We start from the raw sequence: 19202 nt of genomic DNA, 5'->3' as shown, positions 1-19202 counted from the left end.
AGGGAACAAACTCAGTAGGTTTCATTCGATCAGCTGATCAGCTTACAGATGTTGTTCCCTCTTGATCTCTATGTTAGAATACCACTGGGTCGGTGTAGCTCAGTTGGATAGAGCGGCAACCTTCTAAGTTGCATGTCGGGAGTTCGAGTCTCCCCACCGACGTTACAGTTCATACTCTTCCGCAATGAATAACGCTTGCCTGGCGCAAAGTGACCTTACAAGCATTTCGGGGGATTTCCTCGCTACTGTCAACAATATCGTTTCGATCACAGAACCAGGCGCGAACCTTGAGTGATAGAGCCAGTTGACCTCAACAGCCTTTCATCCTGGTTTCCGGCGACCTGCCAGTATTCCCACTTGCCTTGACAACCTTGACCGGGGGGCATATAATATGGTTAAATCCGAGTATAGAGGTAGGATTAGTAACAAGCATTATGCTCTTAGCAAGAGAAAATAGTTATTATCAGGTTTTCGCCTGCATGCAGATGGAGTAGAGTTTATGAGTCAGGTATTCGATGTGGAGCAAGAGACGTATAGTCCTGGATTCCATATGGCCGAAAACTATGCGTTCAAGTCCGAAAAGGGGTTGAGCCGCAAAGTTGTTGAGCAAATTTCTGAAATGAAGGGCGAGCCCGATTGGATGCGCAAGTTCCGCCTGAGGAGCCTGGAACTCTTTGAAAAACGCCCGATGCCCACCTGGGGCGCGGATTTGTCGGGGATCAATTTCGACGACATTTATTACTATATCAAGCCCGTCCAGCAACAGGGCAAGACATGGGATGATATCCCGGTCGAGATTAAGGATACGTTTGATCGCCTGGGCATTCCACAGGCCGAGCGCAAGTTCCTGGCAGGCGTGACCGCCCAGTACGAGAGCGAAGCGGTTTATCATAAAGTTCGTGAAGACCTGGAGAAAATAGGCGTGATCTTCACCGATATGGACACGGCTTTGCGCCTGTATCCAGACCTGGTGAAAGAGCATTTCGGCACCATCATTCCGCCATCCGATAACAAGTTCGCTTCATTGAACAGCGCTGTCTGGAGCGGCGGCAGCTTCGTCTACGTGCCAGAGGGCGTGCGCGTCGAAATTCCGCTGCAGGCCTACTTCCGTATCAATGCTCAGAACATGGGCCAGTTCGAGCGCACGCTGATCATTGCCTCTCCTGGCTCCTATGTGCATTATGTCGAGGGCTGCACAGCGCCAACCTATACTACCGATAGCCTGCACAGCGCCGTTGTAGAAATCAAGGTCATGCGGGGCGCGCGCGTGCGCTATACGACGATCCAGAACTGGTCCAAGAACGTGTATAATCTCGTCACAAAGCGCGCAGCCGCTTATGGCGATGCGACGATGGAATGGGTCGATGGCAATTTAGGGTCCAAGGTGACTATGAAGTACCCGGCAGTGCTCTTGATGGAGCCAGGCGCGCGCGGTGATATTCTCTCGGTCGCGTTTGCTTCCGATGGCATGCACCAGGATGCTGGCGCCAAGGTCACGCACCTCGCGCCATATACGACCTCGCAGATTCTGTCGAAGTCTGTCTCCAAGGGAACGGGCCGCGCATCCTATCGCGGGCTGGTTCGTGTCAATCCTGGCGCGCACCACACCAAGTCCAGCGTGCGTTGTGACGCGCTGCTGCTCGACGAAGATGCTCGCACCGATACCTATCCGACCATCCGTGTCGAAGAGAATCAGACCGAGATCGGTCACGAGGCGACCGTCTCCAAAGTCGGCGAAGATCAGCTCTTCTACCTGATGAGCCGCGGCCTTGACGAGTCCGAGGCCTACTCGCTGATCGTCAACGGCTTCATCGAGCCAATCACCAAGGAACTCCCGATGGAGTACGCGGTCGAGCTGAACCGGCTGATCCAGTTGGAGATGTCGGGGAGCGTGGGCTAAACCGATTAGAATCTTCGTAACACGAAAGAGCAAGAAGAAGAGGTTACCGGGGTTCTGGTGACCTCTTCTTCTTGTTGCCTACCTAAAAATATAAGTCAGGTCGGCTTATAGCGGATGGGATTCGCCCTTTAAGTCCACACTCCTCAATTAGAGCATTTACTGCTCCTACCATATCGCGCGATCTTACAAAAATGCCTGTAATACGCGCCAATGGAAGAAGGTCAGGCACAAGTACCTCGGCATGCTTGATACGCTTTTTCTCATCATCATCAAACCAACGATCGTTTATAACATCCCAATCTAGTTGATCGAGAAATGCTGTATTAGCATAAAAATTGGAACGATTGCGATTGCTGCCTAGCGGGCCATAAGGATAGTACTTACGTTGACAGTGAGGCTCTAAAAGAGTTGCTGGCCTAATCCCAACTTTTTCACGTCCGAATTTCGAGAGTTGCTGATTACTAGCATTGCCATCTGTAAAGACCACTCCCGGTTCTTTAAGAATGGCACGGCTAACCTCAAAGATACCTATCTGATCCTGAATCCTACGCGTATACTGCACATACAACAGCAGAACCACTCAAATAATCTTTACCTGACACACCCTACATACCTTTCTCATCAATTGATTAACCACTATAGATAACAAGAGGGTGAGATGTCAATTCATCAGCTTTTGCTGGGAAATAGGTAGTATCCGGTCTCGTGAATAATTGTATTTATCATTGATGGATGTTACAATTGTAAAAAATGGGACAAATTTACTAATCCGACAAGACGCAATGCATGAGAGGGGAAATAGCAATGGCACGCATACAGTATCAAAAAGGAGATATCTTCACATCAAATGCTCAGGTCATCGTTAATACTGTTAACTGCAAAGGAGTTATGGGTAAAGGATTGGCCCTGGCTTTTAAGGAAAGATATCCTGCGATGTTCGCTGTCTACCAGCAGGAATGTAAAAATGGAAAACTTCGGATTGGCAGACCAACCCTCTATCGAGAAAGCACTCCCTGGATACTTAATTTTCCTACTAAAGATCATTGGCGCTTCCCCTCAAAATTAGAATACCTGGAAAAAGGTCTGGAGTTTCTGGTAACTCATTATAAAAAAGCTGGCATAACAAGCATTGCTTTCCCTAAACTTGGAACTCAGAATGGCAAATTATCATGGGATGAAGTCGGTCCGCTCATGGCTAAATACCTTAGCCAACTCGATATCGATGTTTATATCTACATTGCCGATGGGGATAAAGAATATCAGGCTGAGAGTGACACGATCTATCAGCACAATTCGCAAAGTGATAATTCGCATATATCCTCGTCAGAAGAGATTTCTTCTGATGAAATCCATTCCATCATCCCTGTTGGTGCTAAATCCAGTTCTCGACGAAGCGCGGCAAAGAGGAAAAAATCTAAGAAGAACAATCCTCCGCAATTTGCTCAGGCCACACTTCCCGGTATAGCAAATTAGAGAACCGTCTCCGTTGCCAGCATTGACAGGATATCGTTGACCTCTTGCTGCCCCCTTGCGATATCTCCGGCGAAGATCAGGCCCATGGGATTTTTTGCCATGCGGCAGATGATCCTGGTTCCATCCTGCTTCAGGATCTCATCTTTTTCAGCGATACAGGCTCTCACATCCTGGGGATTTGCATTTTTGGGTAAGGGCTGCTTGTCGATAGTGGCTATGCCTGCCAGAATGGTCGCTTTCATGGTAGCGATGGTCTGTTCTTTGCGATTGGCCCCGATGACGGTCAGAATGGCATCGGTGTAGTTCGTCCAGCGCGGATTGCATTCGGCCAGGTAATTGCCTTCTGGTTGCTTCCTCTGTCGCTGGAGGCGCTGTTCCAGTTCTCCAGGGATCATGATATCCAGGTTTGCCACGCCACGAATAGAGGCGAAATCTATCCCGCACTTCTGGGCCGTTTTTCTCAACAGGGCCTCGAAGAACGCGGCGGTTTTTGCCTCGTATTCCTGCTGCATGCGCCGGATGTAGGCATTTCGAGGGACATATGTACTGGTGCCGATACAGGCTTTACTACCCGGCTTTTGCAACTGGCCATTCCATCCGAGCGACTCGATTTGATTATCCATAATCACCACGGACATGCCGGGCGAGTCGGCAAAGTCGATGTAGCGGCTGATGACGACGCGCTGCTCCTTCTCCACATTCATGGTCGCAAGCAGGTGTTGCTGCGAGATAGCCAGCGCCTCTTGCCAGTTCGTATAGTATTGAGCGCGTTCGGCGTCCCCATCCTGTACGACAACGATGCTACCCGCGTTTTCATAGACCATGCAGCAGCCATAATTGCCGTCTTCCTCGCTTGCCCGCAGCATCACGCCCAGGGGATAATCTGCCGCTACTCCTGCTTGCTGGTAGATTTCCTCTACGCGCTGGAGAAACTTTTCTGACTGCGTGGCAACCTCGAAGATAGTGGCGACTATAAAATCGGGAGGATAAAAGCCTTCCAGGGCAAACTCTTGCGCCAGCGTGTAAAAATTGGCTTTATTTTTCAGCGCGTGGGTCATCTTTGCCGGAAGGCCCCATGCCAGTGTGCCGAAGTCATTGCGCAAGTGCGCCTCTAACTCAGGAACATTGATATAGGGTACAATCAAGGGCACTTGTCCCGGCATGCGCTCCATTTCTCTTTTGAGTTCGTCAAATGTTACAGGGATTATTTGTTTGCCAAAGAGCGTGCTGAGATAGGCCATCTGCGCTTGAATCTCCGGTGAGGCTTCGCTCACGATTGCGCGTATATTTGTAGCATTGAGCGGAAGATGGCCGCATCGTTCTCCATAATAGTGTTGTACGTATTCGACCATGCTTTCATTGGAGGCGCGTAATACTCCCTCGCTGCCTACATTATGGTAGCCAGCGCCCAGCGCCAGCGGAGTGGTCGATGCGAATAATGGTTGATCCTGGATATTCATGTTACACTACCATCTTTTCATTTTATTTGCTGTAGGGACAGCATTGCCTCTCTCCGGTTGTCAAAATCCAACAGGGAACTATGGTAAAGATTGCATCTCTGATTTAAAGCGATATTATACGCGTATAAAGCGGCCTGTCAATCTGCGAAGGACTATTGCGCACGAGAAAGTACTATTCAACGGCGCTCGCAACCACAAATCACTACCAGCGTACATAATGATAGAGGCAAAGTATAGCATCAAGTTGGAGAGTAGGATAGATAGTTGGCTCGTTGTTTGAATCCACGAGTTGGCGGGGGACATGAGAACCCGAATTACGCCATATCTTGCCAGCGCTGCGATTTCCTGGTAAAAGGCGCGCATGTCGGCAATTACGAGGTGATCTCTTTTGTCGGCATGGGCAGCTATGGCTATGTTTACCAGGTTCGCGAATCGGCGCCGCTCAATCGCATCATGGCACTCAAGGTGCTGCGCATCGACCAGTTCAACGAGCAGGCACTGAACAATTTTCGCAGCGAGGCGGAGCGTATCGCGAAATTGCAGCATCCCAATATCCTGCGTATCTATCAATTTGGCGAGTTAGCGGATGAGCGGCCCTATCTTGTGATGGAGTATGCACCTCGCACGATCTATGATCTCTTCCGTAAAGAAGATGGCAGCAAAAGGCCTGCTTTCGCGGAAGAGTTGGTGCCATATCTCGAGCAAGCGGCATCTGCCCTCTACTTTATTCATCAGAACGGCTTCATTCACCAGGATGTCAAACCCGGCAATTTATTGATAGGGCAGAACAGGCAAATCTTGCTTTCCGACTTCGGGGCAACCTTCGATCTTGGTATGCAAACGCATGCCTCGTTGGGTGAGGTAACGGGTACCGCTCCCTATATGCCACCTGAGCAGTGGCAGGGCAACCCACGCCGTGACTCCGACCAGTACGCGCTGGCTATCTGCATGTATGAATTGCTGGCAGGTCGCCCGCCATTTATGTATAAATTCATTGAACAGATGTGGAACGCTCACTTGAATGAGCAGCCAATGTCGCCGCAAATGTGGAATCCACGCGTTCCCGCTGAGGTCGGGGCCGTATTGCTGCGCGCGCTCTCCAAAGATTACCACCAGCGTTATCGCAATATTCTTGAATTTGCCGGGGAGTACAAAAACGCGGTAGAAATCGCTTTGCAGCGCTACGTCTGCCAGAACTGTGGGTATCAAAATCGAACCGGCGCTCAGCGGTGCAGCAACTGCGGTACCGCGTATGATGGACGCCGCTGCCCCTATTGCGACGCGCCGGTGCGTTTTGGCCAGCGCTGCTGCTCCACCTGCGGGCGCCTGGTTTTCCCGCCGGAGTTCGTCCTACACAGTCCGCTCTCAGGAGTGAGCGCGCGCCAGGGACGCTATCTCATCAAGCATGTACTCAAAAACTCGGAAGAGACTCGCATAATGACCGCTGTGGCGCTGGATACGCAGGCAAGCGAGCGCAAAGTCTTCCTGAAACGCTGGGAATGTACCGATTTGCCGGTTGCCCGCCGCCGGACGGAGCTGGTCTATTATGAAAAGGCCACCGCGCCACTGGCGGGTCTGCAGCACCCGCTCGTTCCACGTGTGCTAGATCGCTTCATCGAGGGAAAACATTACTACATGGTAGCGGAATACATTGATGGCGAAAGTCTCATAGCACGCTTACAAAAGCTGCTCAGACCCCTACTGGAGCGCGATGTAGTTGGCTATATGAACAACATCTTGAATACATTGATCGCCCTGGAGCAAGCGAAGCCGCCCGTGCGCCATTTCGATATTTCGCCCGCCAATATCATTATTGAAAAGTCTCGTGGTAGAGCGATACTGACAGGTTTTCAGGTCATTCCGCCCGCGCCTGAGAACCAGAATGCGCGCTCAAAGCATCGGACAACTTTGAAAATAGCGCTCTCGCCCTACCTGCCGGTCAAAGACCAGCCATATGACCAGCGCACCTCTATCTATATGCTGGCCGCAACCATGCACCACGCGCTTACGAATATCGCGCCGCCACACTATCCTTCCTACCCGCCGGTACGGATGCTGAATCCATTAGTGTCACCAAGACTGGAGACAATTTTGAGCAAGGCATTGATGGAGGATAGGGAATATAGATACCAGAGTTACGCGGAAATGAAGAGGGATTTGCAGAGACTATTGTGAACATGAAAAAACTGCCATCCCGCCTGGGCGAGATGGCAGTTTTTTCATGTTCACAATAGTCTCTCTTAGCCCCGCTCGTCAATCGGCAGATATTCGACATTTTTCGGGCCGACGTATTCGGCGCGGGGACGAATCAGGCGGTTATTGGCATATTGTTCGAGGACGTGAGCCGTCCAGCCGGTGACGCGGCTGCAGGCGAAAATGGGTGTATCCAGATCGATGGGAATGCCCATCATGTAGTAGACCGAGGCGGAGTAGAAGTCAACGTTGGGATTGAGGCCTTTGTGCTCTTTCATATATTCCTCAACAATGCGCGAGATCTGATACCACTTCGACTGGCCGGTACGCTCGCCCAATTCTTTCGACATTGCCCGTAGATGCGTGGCGCGAGGATCTTCCGTCTTATAGACGCGATGCCCGAAGCCCATAATGCGTTCCTTACGTTCAATGGCACCCGCGATGTAGGATTCGGCATTGTCAACATCGCCAATCCTCAAGAGCATGCGCATCACCTGTTCATTTGCGCCGCCATGCAATGGGCCGGAAAGAGCTCCGATAGCAGAGGTGATCGCAGCATACATGCTTGCCAGGGTACCGGCAGTGACGCGCGCGGCAAATGTGGAGGCGTTCAGTTCGTGATCGGCGTGCAGGATCAATACCACGTCCAGCATATGCGCTTTATAAGCATCCGGCATCTCTCCGGTTAGCATATAGAGAAAGTTGGTCGCGTAATCACTATCAGGCAGAGGAGTAACCGGGTCTTTGCCATTGCGAATGCGATCCCAGGCTGTCACGATGGTTCCCATCATGGAGGTAAGACGTATGGCACGTCGCTGGTTGGCCTCAGGAGACCTATCATTGGCTTCGGGATCAAAAGAAGAGAGAGATGAAACAACCGTGCGCAGTACATCCATGGGAGTTGACGTTGTTGGCAGCAATCGCATCAGTTCACTAACGGGTTCAGGCAATGTACGATTGGCGAGCAGCTGTGCCTTGAACTCATCGAGCTGTGACCTGGTAGGTAGAGTACCGTTCCAGAGCAGGTAAGCTGTTTCCTCAAATGAAGAATGATTGGCTAAGTCGTGAATATCAATGCCAAAGTACGAGAGTTTACCAAGTTTGCCATCCAGGTCGCAAATGCGCGAATGGGAAGCTACAACGTCTTCGAGTCCATCGGTGGTGGTCATAGATAGATACTCCTCTAGGAGATGTACGCCTCGCCACGGCGCAATCAGGTCGGCGCCTGGTATTTTTTGCAGCTGTCGGGAAACTGCTGCTTCCACGGCGAAGCAACAACTTTCAACACAACAAATGATATGCGGTTCTGTAAAGTATTATAGCCATATAACCTGTAGAATGTCAACGGAAAACGAGCTGGCGATTCCCCAGAAGTGTGCCAGGTGACTAAAACCGGGAGGGCTGGCCAGGGCTAGAGGCTGACGGCCTCTTGCTCCCTGGCAATTTCTTGATCCATTGGAGTTGGGTGCGCGGCAGCCTCTTTCGCCTGTTTTTTCAAGGCCAGCTTCGCGCGATGCTTCTGCTCGATGCTGCGCCTCCATTGATCGCCCAAATTCATCCATGGTTTCTCAATTATGGCATAGAAGAGCAACGCAAATGGGAAGATGACGAGAAAGACCCAGACCCAGTAGAGGCTGTAGGCGAAGTAGTAGTTTTGAATATGCAAGAGTGGAAGCACTCGCGTCTGGAAGAGCTCGAGTAAAGGCAGATGCCACATATAGAGGCTATACGAAATCAGACCGATCCAGCGCATCAGAGGCCACGCAAAAAAGCGTTTCAAGCCGGAAGGCCCATACAGGATAGCCGCGATGCAGGCGCCATAGCCAAATGCCAGCACCATTTCACTCAACCAGTTGAAATAGGGCATCAGGCCACTTAAGAAAGGCCATGCCGCCGTTGAGTTCGCCTTAAAATGCCACATGGCGCTGAAGACGAGGATGATGATACCGGCGCCCCAGAGCCACATACTGAGGCGCTCCCAGGTTTGAGCAAACTTCCTGTCAGTTGACGGATGCTGCGCATAGATGTAACAGAGGCTGACAAACATACCTACGGCGAAATCTTCGGTGTATTTGCCGGTCATACCAAACGTGAAGAATAACACGATGTTGAGATCGTTACGCGGGATCAGAAATGTTGCCGAGGGATGGGACTGAAAGTAAAAGCCCCAGAAGCGCACAAATAAGCCCAGGACAATGACGCCCGCGAGACAGCATGTGACGGCTTTCAGACGTTTTTGAATAGGAACACGATGCACAAGCAGAACGAAAACAAGCATCATGATGGGTAGGATCATATAGAATTGCCACTCGGTCGCCAGTGTCCAGAATGGGCCGTTCAGTTGCCGGAATGTTGCCCGCGAGGAATCCATGAAAAAGGTGACAAACAACAAGAGGTCTTTCAAGTGATCGCGCTGTAGATACTGCGGATTCGCAAACAGGATCAGCAAAAAAAGCGAGACATAATAGCCGGGAATGATGCGCAGGCAGCGGCGCAGGTAGAATACACGATTTAGGGGCCATTCTGTCTTAAATAAGAGCGCTTTGGCAAACGGCATGAAAAGCAGGAAGCCTGATAGCACGAAAAAGAGCGTCACGCCGGTTCCCCCTGCGGTGGATATAGAACTGGCCAGGGGATACTGAACACTGCTCCAGAGCCTGTCTCCTGTCATGCGATTGACATGAAAGATGATCACAAAGAGGATAGCGCAGGCGCGTACACCATCCAGAACAGCTATCGAATTTTTACCTTTATTCTGCTTACTTTCCTCAAACAGATTGGCTAGCCATTGACCTACGCGATGGATGACAAATTGTAGCCAGAGAAAGGGGTAGCGAAGATAGGCTATGAATGTACTCATTCCATTACCGGCTCTATTTGGACTCTTTTAGCAACTTGCCTCTTACCAACATCTTTAGTAATAACGAACGAGTTCAATGGAAAGACTTGGTTTTGTACCTTTGGGCAATTTTTTCTATCTTTATTCACCTCTATAATCCGGCCCCTACATCCCCCAAAGGGTGTAGATCATGAAGTATCCTGTATGCATATGCTTTGAATTATGCTACACTGGCATGGAGAGGAGAGGAGAAGAAACGAGGCGGTTCATGGCAGAATCAGGGCAAGAGAGCGAGCTACAGCTCATTATTCGCAGCCAGAACGGGGATGTTAGCGCGTTCAATGAGCTGGTGTTGCTTTACCAGCAAATGGTTTATAACGTGATCTTGCGTATGCTCGGCAATGCTGATGTCGCGGCAGATGTGACGCAGGATACGTTTATTGCTGCTTTTCGCGGCGTGCAAACCTTCCGGGGCGGCACCTCATTTCGCGCCTGGCTGCTGCGTATTGCCTCTAACCAGGCCTGCGATTACTGGCGGCGTACGCATCGCCATCCCATCGAGTCAATAGAGGCAATGACCGATGAGGATGAGCCGCGTAGCGCCGGCATCCTGAGTTCTTTGGCGGCAAGCGATCAGGAGGGGAATCCTGAGGAAGCCCTGCTTAGCCAGGAGTTGCAGGAGTTGATCCAGCGGGCTTTAGAGGAACTGCCTCTAGATCAACGGGTGGCGGTCGTTTTATGCGACATACAGGGTCTCTCCTATGAAGAAATCGCGGCCACGACTCAGACTACGCTGGGAACTGTGCGCTCGCGTATTTCACGGGGGCGCACACGCCTGCGCAAATACCTGTACGAGCACCGGGAACTTTTACCGAGGAGTTATCGTTTACATACAGATAGAGAGTAAGCAGCATTCATGCCAGCATGGAGTGGACAGTGACAAAACGGGACGACGAGCATCTGACAACCGAACAGCTTTCCGCACTGCTCGACAAGCAGCTTTCCGCGCAGGAACAGGTGATTGTCGATGCTCATCTTCAGACGTGCCAGCAGTGCCGGCTTGCACTGGCAGAGTTGCGGCAGACAGTTGCACTGCTGCGCGCGCTGCCCCAGGTAGAAGTACCTCGTTCATTCACACTGCCTGCTCGCCTGGCGCTTGTCCAGGAACAGCCGTTACCCGGTCATTCAGGCAATCCGGTAGTAATACCTATCCCGGCAAAAAGGCGCGCAAGGCGAAATTCTCTACAACTTGCATTTCGGGCGGTGAGCACACTGGCGGCTGTGCTTGGTCTGATCTTTATCCTCTCGTTCTTTGCGACGGCACTATCACAGGGGGGAGCTACCAATACCGCGTCGTCGGGGTCCGCTCCCGCTGTTACTTCGGGAGGAGCTACTCATAATGCATCGACTGCAACCCAGCATCCAACGACAGGGGTTGGTACTCACCCGGCAGGAGTAGGGTCGCCATCGGTAACGGGAGTGCAAACGCCCACTCCAACTCCCCCGCAGGTTGTCAAACCGGCTCCAACGAGTACGGGGCCGCCGGTCCAACCTTCGCCTGCAGTTTTCGACTTGAGTACGCCTTCGAGTCACCTGGTTATCGGTTCAGTCCTGCTTGTGCTGGGTATCCTGGGATTCGCGCTTACGAGGCGAAGGTAGGTTCTCACTTATATTGAGCGCCTGCCCCGCCCGTTCAAATATCTGAAGCCGGGCGATTTCTGCGCTTGTATTGCAGAAAGCAACTGCGAACTCCGGGTCTTTCAAATCCTCACACAAGCGTTGATGAAATCGGCTCCTGCTCTTCAGCCAGCTGTTGCTGCTTCTAATCATACATGCACTCCATCCGGACGGGTATGTGTTTAGGCAGCAATTGCTTCTAAGTAGACTCTACCATCTCCCGTAACTGGAGAGTCAAGCCTTTTTTGCCAGATTCCAGCACTCCCTGGCAATTTCCCAATCTTCTTGCGTGTGGATGATGAGGACGCGCACTTTTGAATCGGCAGTAGCAATATCCTGGTCGGGAGGGGATTGCGAGTTCTTTTGCTGGTCGAGTTTCAGGCCGAGGAAGCTGAAGGACTCGCAGGTGGCCGCACGCACATCGGGGGAATTCTCGCCGATGCCGCCGGTAAAGACGAGAACATCTACGCCACCCAGGGTCGCAAGCATGGCGCCGGTGTAGAAGCGCAGATGATGCACAAACATGTCGAATGCCAGCCTGGCGCGGGTATCACCAGCGCGCATACGTTGTAAAACCTGCCGCAGGTCGCTTGAACCCGCAATTCCTTTGAGGCCCGACGATTTATTGAGGGTCGTATCAAGGTCTCCGGCTGATTGGCCTTTTTCGCGTTGCAAGTAAAATAAGATGCCGGGATCAATCGAGCCGGAGCGGCTACCCATCATCAGCCCTTCGAGCGGCGTGAAGCCCATGCTGGTGTCTACGCTCTGACCGTTCTGAATAGCGGTTATGGAGCAGCCATTGCCGAGGTGAGAGGCGATGATACGCAAGTCGCGTACATTGCGTCCAAGTACCTGGCCTGTGCGCCGCGTGCAATATTGATAGCTGATGCCATGGAAACCGAAGCGGCGAATGCCCTGCTCGAACCAGGCATAGGGGACGGGATAGACGACATTCGGTAAAGGCATGGAGCTATGGAAAGCCGTGTCGAATACGGCTACCTGGGTAATTGAGGGCAGGATATGCTCAACGGCTTCGATGCCTGCTAAATTGGCGGGATTATGCTGTGGCGCAATTTCGGCAAGGCGCGCAATGGCATCCTTCACCTCCGGCGTTACGCGTGTACTCTGCTCAAATTCCCGCCCGCCGTGAACGACGCGGTGCCCCACCATATCGATATCCGAGGGTTGCCTTATGACAGCGGTCTTTCCGCTCCACAGCGTTTCCAGTATGTGCCTGATGACTTCTGGACGCGAGTCGGTCTGAAGCTCTTCTTCCAGTGACGCGCCTTGACTGTTCTTCACTTTGAGCGTTGTAGCGCCTGGATGCTCTCCCCAGTCAGCATCGGCTTCCCACAAAGGTGGCGGGGCGTTATCGGGGAGAGAATCGCCTATTTCATAGAGGCGGCTCTTCTGGCCGCTTGATCCCGCGTTAAGAATGAGTATTTTCATATGATCCTGTTTTCCAGGGCGACCACCAGGGTACGCCCTGGCTCTTGATATAAAGCTCAACTCCAGTGCCAGTCAGTGATTTCTTTGGGATCGACGCCGTTTTCCTCGATGTAGCGGCGGAAATCGGCGAGGACATATTCGTAATGATGAACGAGTTCGCTGGCGCGTACCGCAACACGCGGGTTGCGCACTCCACCCATTCGGATGGCCTGCGTGATGAGGTGGAAGCGGTCGGTGCCGTTGCGCACGTTCATGTCAAATGGAGTAGTGGTTGTGCCCTCTTCCTGGTAGCCGTTGATCTGGAAACGCTGCGTATGGATATGATAACGCCCGAACAGCAACTGCTTCACAGCCGAGGGATAGCCGTGGAAGTTAATGATGACGGGGCAATCGGCGGTAAACAGGGCCTCGAACATCTCATCGTCCAGCCCATGCGGGTGAGCAGTTTCTTTCTCCAGGATGAACAGGTCGGTAACGTTGACGACTCGCACGCGCAGTTCGGGCAGTTCTTTGCGCAGGATGTGCGCGGCAGCCATGACTTCGAGCGTGGGGCTATCGCCAATTCCCACCAGTACGACATCGGGGCTTATGCCATCATCGATGCTTGCCCACTTCCAGATGGAAGCGCCTGCGCGACAATGAGCAATGGCATCGGTCATCGAAAGCCATTGCGGCATGGGTGGCTTATTGGCGATGATCAGGTTGACGTATTCTTTACTGCGCAGGCAATGGTCAACGGTGCTGATAAGACAGTTGGCATCCGGTGGCAGGTAGACGCGAGATACCCTGGCTTTCCGGTTGAGCACATCATTGATGAGCCCGGGACTCTGGTGCGAGAAGCCATTGTGTTCCTGGCGCCACAGAGTGGAAGTTTCGAAGTAGTTGAGTGAGGCGACAGGCAGGCGCCAGGGTATTTCCTGTGACATTTTGAGGAACTTGGAAAACTGGTCCATCATCGAGACAACAATGTTCAGGAATGCCTCATAGGAAGGGAAAAGGCCATGCCGGCCGGTCAGAAGATATCCCTGCAACCAGGCCTGGATGGTGTGCTCGCTGAGTATCTCGATCACACGACCATCATGAGAAGTGACCTTCTCGTTAAATGGGGGAACGGGCCACTGGTAATCGCGCTTCGTCACATCTAATACCGCCGTCAATTTGTTAGATTCAAGTTCATCAGGACTGAAGATGCGGAATGTGTGCGGGTTGCGCTTCACAACTTCTCTCAGATACAACGCTACCTGCTCAACGCTACTGACAAATTTGCTATCCTCGGAGTCGGAAATGCTTTCGGCCACGCGCTCGGCGGGGATCGCATAATCGAAGATGTTGGGGAGATCGAGGTCGCGGCGGATGCGGCCACCAAAGGTATGGGGGTTGCTGCCCATGCGCCGGTCGCCTTTTGGACATTGATCGAGAATTTCGGGCAATGGGCGCCCGTCTCCGTCGAAGAGTTCCTGTACATGATAGGAGCGCAACCAGCCTTCTAAGAGTTGAAAGTGTTCGGGATTGGTCTTGGGATCGGTAATTGGTATCTGGTGCGAGCGGAAAGAACCCTCGATAGGCTCGCCATCCATTTCCTTGACGGTCGTCCAGCCCTTGAGAGAACGCATGAGAAGGACAGGCCAGCGCGGCTTCTCGATGGGATTGCCTGAGCGGGCTGCTTCCTGAATATGACGGATTTCATGATAGGCCCAATCCAGGGCGCCATAAAGCGCGGCATCCAGGTCATCGCCCTCAACGAACTGGACGTTGTAGCCATAACCGGTAAAAAGGGCCAGCAATTCGTCGTCGCTCATGGTGCCATAAATAGTGGGATTGGCGATTTTGTAGCCATTGATGTGTACGATGGGCAGAACGGCGCCGGATTCGGCGGGGTCGAGGAATTTGTAGCTATGCCAGGCAGTGGCGGTAGGGCCTGTCTCTGCCTCGCCATCCCCTACGATGCAGGCGACAATGAGGTTTGGATTATCCATCGCTGCGCCGAACGCGGTGGCGAGGGCGTAGCCAAGTTCTCCCCCTTCATGGATGGTGCCGGGGACGCCGGGATAGAGATGGCTGGGGAAACCGCCGGGCCAGGAAAAACGACGCACGAACTTTTCAAGCCCTTCCCAACCGAAGGATAATTCCGGGTAGTAGTCATGCAGGGTGCCCTCTAAATAGAGATTGGCGAGATTGGCGGGCGCGCCATGACCGGGTCCTGTCACCAGGAACATGTCGATATCATAACGCATAATCAGGTGATTCAAGTGCGCGTAGATCAGATTAATGCCGGGACTGGTGCCCCAATGGCCCAGCAGGCGATCTTTGATGTCTTCCGGTTTGAGCGGCTGTTGCAGCAAGACGTTGCGTTTTAGATATAACTGCGCGGCTGTCAGATAGTTGGTGACGCGGCGAAAGCGTGCGATAGCATCCAATTCTTCACTGTGAGCCTGGCGAATTTCCTGGATGGAAAGTGGGTGAGCGTTGGCTGATACGCGAGATGTCGAGATTTCTATGGCCATGTAGTTCTCCTTTGCGAGCCAGAATGTGTCATTACAGGTTGTACCTTGAATAATACGTGCTTGACGCTCATGGCGTTTCTAACAGTCCTTATTGCTTTGTGAATGAGGGCGTAGGGGCCAGATGATGTTGTTGAACAAAAGAGTTCAGCAATCTCGTGGGGCCGATCAATCGGCGGTGGGCGCGATCAATCGGCCCCTACGTGGCAAGGGATGCGGGCCGATCAATCGGCGCTGGGCGCGATCAATCGGCCCCTACGCAACATGTACGCCTATCGAGGCCAGGCCCTGCTGCAAGGTTTTTGTTGTGAGCTGCTCTACGAAGACGGAGCGCACGATGCCATTGCTGTCAATGAAATAGGTTGTGGGAATGGCAGTGACACCGTATGCAATATTGGTTTTATCTCCTGGATCGAACAGGAGTGGATAGGTGATCTGAAACGTCTTGCCAAAAGAGGCGATGTCATCCTTTGGATCGGCCTGATCGACGCCGAGCAAAACGAAGGCGCCGTGCAGCTGCGTGTAGGTGTGTTCGAGAAACGGCATTTCGCTGCGACAGGGTGTGCAGGATTCGGACCAGAAGTTGATGACGACGGGATGGCCGCGCAGGGCACGCAGGTCTATAGATCCGCTGCCTGAACCACCATAAATTGGCAAGACAAACCCGGGCGCAGCAGTACCCACGGGTACGCCGCCCGTTGGCTGTTGCGTTGGCGATGGCAATAAGACGAGAAAAGCAAAGATGCCGGCCAGGACTGCGATGATGCCGAGGACGACAAATGTGATAGTCCTGCGCCGGTTTCGAGGGGCGCGCGGACGCTCTGCGTAGTGTTCTGCCAGTTCGGCTTTCAATTCTTGCCGCTGGGTACGCGCCAGTTGCTGCTCCTGTTTTGCCTGCTCTTTTGTTTTCGATAACTGCCGGGACATACAAAAAAACTCCTTCCAGACCATATATAGTATAAGGCCATGGTTGAGTGCGTGCAAGAGGAATCAGCCGGTGACATGCTGGCGCTTTTTCTCCTGATAGATGCTCATCACATCGTAGCATGTTGAACGAAGTACCATGTGATGAGCATCTACAGAGTCGCTTATGGTGCGCCAGGTCGAGGTTCACTCTGTGTGGTCGCGGGCGGCGAGGCAGGAGCGGCAGCAGGAGCGGCCGCGCGGCCTATGGCGAGGCCAACGATGTCTACGAGGAGCGCCACCAGAGCCAGAATGAGAAAGAGCAATGGCGCCGGGAGGGAGATGCCGAAGAGGGCATCTAGAGAATAGCTGCCCGGACCGGTCAGGCCAAGAGCCATGGCAGCTGCGAGCAACTGTAGCGGAAACTCAATGCCCCGCTTGCTATTCCAGAAACCGTTCTTCCAGTGGCTTTTGGCAATCGCCATGGACATGGCGCCAAATATACCTGCAGCTCCCAGAGGTGTCAGGAAGCCGAGCGCTAAGGAGAGGCCGCCGCCAAGTTCGCCGAGGATAACGAAACTGGCCCACAGCACATACGGCTTCAAGCCCATTCTTTCTTGCATTTTCATGGTTCCGGCTAAACCCGGACCGCCGAACCAGCCAAAAAGTTTTTGCGCCCCATGCGCGGCAATCGTCAATCCGGCGACCAGCCGGAGAAGAAGGAGACCGAGAGAAAGCGAGATACCCATACACATAACCCCTTTCCTGAAAAGTATTTGATGCAGGCTTCGTGTGGCTCCCCCCTTTCCTTTATGGGCGTCACACACCTTGCAGAAATGTTCTTTATTAACGGTGAAACATAAAAGTAAGTAACTTTTATTCCAATAGCTTGCTCTGAAAATACCTCCTCGCTTGTCATTCTGAGCGCAGCGAGGAATCTGTAAGAACCAGATCGATCAGGGGCTTGCTTCAGATTCTTCGCTGCGCTCAGAATGATACGTCCGAACTGGCTTTCAGTGGCAAGCCATGAAAATCGGTATCAGAGCTATACATAGTATTAAAGCGTTTGTTTGTTGAGCTTGGAGCATTCAACGGGCTTGATATATACTTGGGGATATAAGAGGATAGGCACAAGGCGCTGTCCCTACAGGTCTGGCTGGGAAGGAAAGGTATGCAACAGCTTATTTTCCGGCTCCTGGGGCCACCAGAGATATCTTACAATGAACGACTGATCCGCATACCGCGCAGGCGCTCGCGTGCCCTGCTCTACTACATGGTCTCAACGCATACGCCCCAGCCACGGGAGCGTCTACTGGCCCTGCTGTGCGGCGAGATGGATGAGGAGAGCGCGCGCCACGCTTTCAAGACCGCGCTGGCCGAGGTGCGCGCTCAACTACGCAGCTTCGACGCTTCTGTCGAATGGATCACCGGCGATGGTGACCTGCTGACCTTCAATCCCCTCGCCCCCATCTGGCTCGATACCGAAATCTTCGAAAAAGATACAGCGGCCACGTCACGCAATCTGAACCAGGCGATACAACTCTATCGCGGCGATTTTCTTGACGGATTTTTCCTGAAGGATTCTACCAGCTTCGATGCCTGGGTGCGCAGCACACGGGACCACTTTCGCCATCGCTACCTGTCGGCCCTGCGCCAGCTGGCGGAGCTAAATGAGGCCGACCAGCAGTACGAGCAGGCCATTACGTGTCTTCACCTGCTGCTGGATGCCGACCCGCTGGCAGAAGAGGCGCATGCCTGCCTGATGCGCCTTTACTGGACGATGGGTGATAGAACCGAGGCCCTACGTCAATACGAGCGACTCCGCACAGTGCTGGCGCAGGAGCTTTCGGTAAAACCCTCTGCTACCACGCGGGCTCTCTACGAGCAAATCGTGCATAGCAGTAAGTGGCCTGCCACCTCAACGCCCTCGCGAATCTCATCTTCCCCATCGCCTCTCTCTTCAACTTTATCTCCAGCGATACAAGGCCCGCCAACCTTTCTTCCCGTTCGACCGGCGCTGGAGCCAATCGAGGCCTCGCCGTCGCTTCTGGTTGGGCGCATCCACGAACTGGCGTGGCTCCAGCAACGGCTGGCCGGTTCCACGCTAGACGCGCCTTTATTATTGCTCTTCGGTGAGGCGGGCAGCGGGAAGACAGCCCTTCTGAACGAACTACGCAAGCGTTTGCCTGCCGACTGGCTGGTGTTATGGGGAGCCTGCCAGCAGGTCGAGCGCAAACTTCCTTATCATGCCATCATCGAGGCCCTACGAGGCGGCCTGAAAGAGCAGGATATTCACCGGGTGAACCTGCCCGGAATCTGGTTCGCCGCGCTTGCCCGCTTTCTCCCAGACCTCTTTCCATGCGAAGTGACGTGGCAGGAGCGAGGCCCCATCGAGCCACTCATCTTCGCCGACGCGATTGTCGCGCTCTTCGACCAACTCGCTCAACCGCAACGCCCTGTGCTGCTGCAACTCGATGATCTCCACTGGGCAGACAAAGCGACCCTGGCCCTGGTCGGCCACCTCGTTCGCCATACCAAACGCGGCAGTGTCTACATCCTGGGAACGGCCCGCACCGGGCGCGCGGAGAAACGATTGACGCCTTTACGCCAGAGCGCGTTTCGCCAGAATGCACTCGCCGAACTCGTCCTCTCTCCTTCGCTACAATAAGGCGAAATGTGGCTTTCTTTCCTTTTTTGCAACCACGATGTAACCTGTCTGTAACGTTATTGTGACGCTTGCTCGTTACACTTCCTACAAGGCGACGTGCTGGATCAATCCGCACTCTATCCTACAGCATTTCCCGGAG

General features: G+C 53.0%; 14 protein-coding genes and 1 tRNA gene. 7 read left to right on the top strand and 8 right to left on the bottom strand.

Annotated elements, in window-relative coordinates:
* The first annotated feature begins 88 nt into the window (after positions 1 to 88).
* A tRNA-Arg gene (locus tag VFA09_08015) sits at positions 89 to 162 on the top strand.
* 337 nt (positions 163 to 499) lie between these two features.
* On the top strand, positions 500 to 1900 hold the full coding sequence (sufB, locus tag VFA09_08010) for a Fe-S cluster assembly protein SufB (GenBank protein HZU67208.1): 1401 nt from the start codon (positions 500 to 502) through the stop codon (positions 1898 to 1900).
* A gap of 82 nt (positions 1901 to 1982) precedes the next feature.
* Here sufB and VFA09_08005 read toward each other — a convergent pair whose 3' ends face one another.
* Entirely contained in the window at positions 1983 to 2387 is a 405-nt protein-coding gene (locus VFA09_08005) for a DarT ssDNA thymidine ADP-ribosyltransferase family protein (GenBank protein HZU67207.1), read from the bottom strand.
* 317 nt (positions 2388 to 2704) lie between these two features.
* Between VFA09_08005 and VFA09_08000 the strand changes: the two genes are divergently transcribed.
* On the top strand, positions 2705 to 3373 hold the full coding sequence (locus VFA09_08000; GenBank protein ID HZU67206.1) for a macro domain-containing protein: 669 nt from the start codon (positions 2705 to 2707) through the stop codon (positions 3371 to 3373).
* Here VFA09_08000 and VFA09_07995 read toward each other — a convergent pair.
* Positions 3370 to 4833, bottom strand: coding sequence for a hypothetical protein (locus VFA09_07995; GenBank protein ID HZU67205.1), 1464 nt, complete (start codon positions 4831 to 4833; stop codon positions 3370 to 3372). The genes VFA09_08000 and VFA09_07995 overlap by 4 nt on opposite strands.
* 264 nt (positions 4834 to 5097) lie before the next feature.
* Here VFA09_07995 and VFA09_07990 point away from each other — a divergent pair, with 264 nt between their 5' ends.
* Entirely contained in the window at positions 5098 to 7008 is a 1911-nt protein-coding gene (locus tag VFA09_07990) for a protein kinase (protein HZU67204.1), read from the top strand.
* A gap of 65 nt (positions 7009 to 7073) precedes the next feature.
* On the opposite strand, the gene VFA09_07985 is transcribed toward VFA09_07990, so the two are convergent.
* Together VFA09_07985 and VFA09_07980 are read right to left on the bottom strand one after the other, a co-directional pair.
* On the bottom strand, positions 7074 to 8195 hold the full coding sequence (locus VFA09_07985) for a citrate synthase (GenBank protein ID HZU67203.1): 1122 nt from the start codon (positions 8193 to 8195) through the stop codon (positions 7074 to 7076).
* A 242-nt stretch (positions 8196 to 8437) separates the two neighbouring features.
* Positions 8438 to 9886 (bottom strand): acyltransferase, encoded by a 1449-nt coding sequence (locus VFA09_07980; GenBank protein HZU67202.1) that lies wholly within the window; start codon positions 9884 to 9886, stop codon positions 8438 to 8440.
* A gap of 247 nt (positions 9887 to 10133) precedes the next feature.
* Here VFA09_07980 and VFA09_07975 point away from each other — a divergent pair, with 247 nt between their 5' ends.
* Both VFA09_07975 and VFA09_07970 read left to right on the top strand, forming a co-directional pair.
* A complete protein-coding gene (locus tag VFA09_07975) occupies positions 10134 to 10772 on the top strand; it encodes a sigma-70 family RNA polymerase sigma factor (protein ID HZU67201.1) in 639 nt (212 codons plus the stop codon).
* A 29-nt stretch (positions 10773 to 10801) separates the two neighbouring features.
* Complete coding sequence (locus tag VFA09_07970) at positions 10802 to 11524, top strand: zf-HC2 domain-containing protein (protein ID HZU67200.1); 723 nt, start codon at positions 10802 to 10804, stop codon at positions 11522 to 11524.
* Positions 11525 to 11776: 252 nt separating this feature from the next.
* Here VFA09_07970 and VFA09_07965 read toward each other — a convergent pair whose 3' ends face one another.
* From VFA09_07965 to VFA09_07950, 4 genes are all read right to left on the bottom strand, one after another.
* Positions 11777 to 12991 carry an acetate kinase gene (locus tag VFA09_07965; protein ID HZU67199.1) on the bottom strand — a complete coding sequence of 405 codons (1215 nt, stop codon included), beginning with the start codon at positions 12989 to 12991 and terminating at the stop codon, positions 11777 to 11779.
* A gap of 56 nt (positions 12992 to 13047) precedes the next feature.
* Entirely contained in the window at positions 13048 to 15495 is a 2448-nt protein-coding gene (locus tag VFA09_07960; protein ID HZU67198.1) for a phosphoketolase family protein, read from the bottom strand.
* Positions 15496 to 15747: 252 nt separating this feature from the next.
* Complete coding sequence (locus VFA09_07955; protein ID HZU67197.1) at positions 15748 to 16419, bottom strand: TlpA disulfide reductase family protein; 672 nt, start codon at positions 16417 to 16419, stop codon at positions 15748 to 15750.
* Positions 16420 to 16580: 161 nt separating this feature from the next.
* Entirely contained in the window at positions 16581 to 17144 is a 564-nt protein-coding gene (locus tag VFA09_07950) for a DoxX family protein (protein HZU67196.1), read from the bottom strand.
* A gap of 422 nt (positions 17145 to 17566) precedes the next feature.
* Between VFA09_07950 and VFA09_07945 the strand changes: the two genes are divergently transcribed.
* Positions 17567 to 19063, top strand: a complete 1497-nt coding sequence (locus VFA09_07945) for an AAA family ATPase (GenBank protein ID HZU67195.1) — start codon at positions 17567 to 17569, stop codon at positions 19061 to 19063.
* Positions 19064 to 19202 lie beyond the last annotated feature (139 nt).

It is taken from the genome of Ktedonobacteraceae bacterium (genome assembly GCA_035653615.1).
Lineage (GTDB): Bacteria > Chloroflexota > Ktedonobacteria > Ktedonobacterales > Ktedonobacteraceae > DASRBN01.
This window is presented reverse-complemented; position numbering and strand designations above follow the sequence as displayed.

Bases quoted from the DNA above. Each gene is read 5' to 3' on its own strand.
- VFA09_08000 (HZU67206.1), top strand. From the start codon at position 2,705: ATGGCACGCATACAGTATCAAAAAGGAGATATCTTCACATCAAATGCT.
- sufB (HZU67208.1), top strand. From the start codon at position 500: ATGAGTCAGGTATTCGATGTGGAGCAAGAGACGTATAGTCCTGGATTC.
- VFA09_07960 (HZU67198.1), bottom strand. From the start codon at position 15,495: ATGGCCATAGAAATCTCGACATCTCGCGTATCAGCCAACGCTCACCCA.
- VFA09_07975 (HZU67201.1), top strand. From the start codon at position 10,134: ATGGCAGAATCAGGGCAAGAGAGCGAGCTACAGCTCATTATTCGCAGC.
- VFA09_07955 (HZU67197.1), bottom strand. From the start codon at position 16,419: ATGTCCCGGCAGTTATCGAAAACAAAAGAGCAGGCAAAACAGGAGCAG.
- VFA09_07945 (HZU67195.1), top strand. From the start codon at position 17,567: ATGCAACAGCTTATTTTCCGGCTCCTGGGGCCACCAGAGATATCTTAC.
- VFA09_07995 (HZU67205.1), bottom strand. From the start codon at position 4,833: ATGAATATCCAGGATCAACCATTATTCGCATCGACCACTCCGCTGGCG.
- VFA09_07965 (HZU67199.1), bottom strand. From the start codon at position 12,991: ATGAAAATACTCATTCTTAACGCGGGATCAAGCGGCCAGAAGAGCCGC.
- VFA09_07950 (HZU67196.1), bottom strand. From the start codon at position 17,144: ATGGGTATCTCGCTTTCTCTCGGTCTCCTTCTTCTCCGGCTGGTCGCC.
- VFA09_07985 (HZU67203.1), bottom strand. From the start codon at position 8,195: ATGACCACCACCGATGGACTCGAAGACGTTGTAGCTTCCCATTCGCGC.
- VFA09_07980 (HZU67202.1), bottom strand. From the start codon at position 9,886: ATGAGTACATTCATAGCCTATCTTCGCTACCCCTTTCTCTGGCTACAA.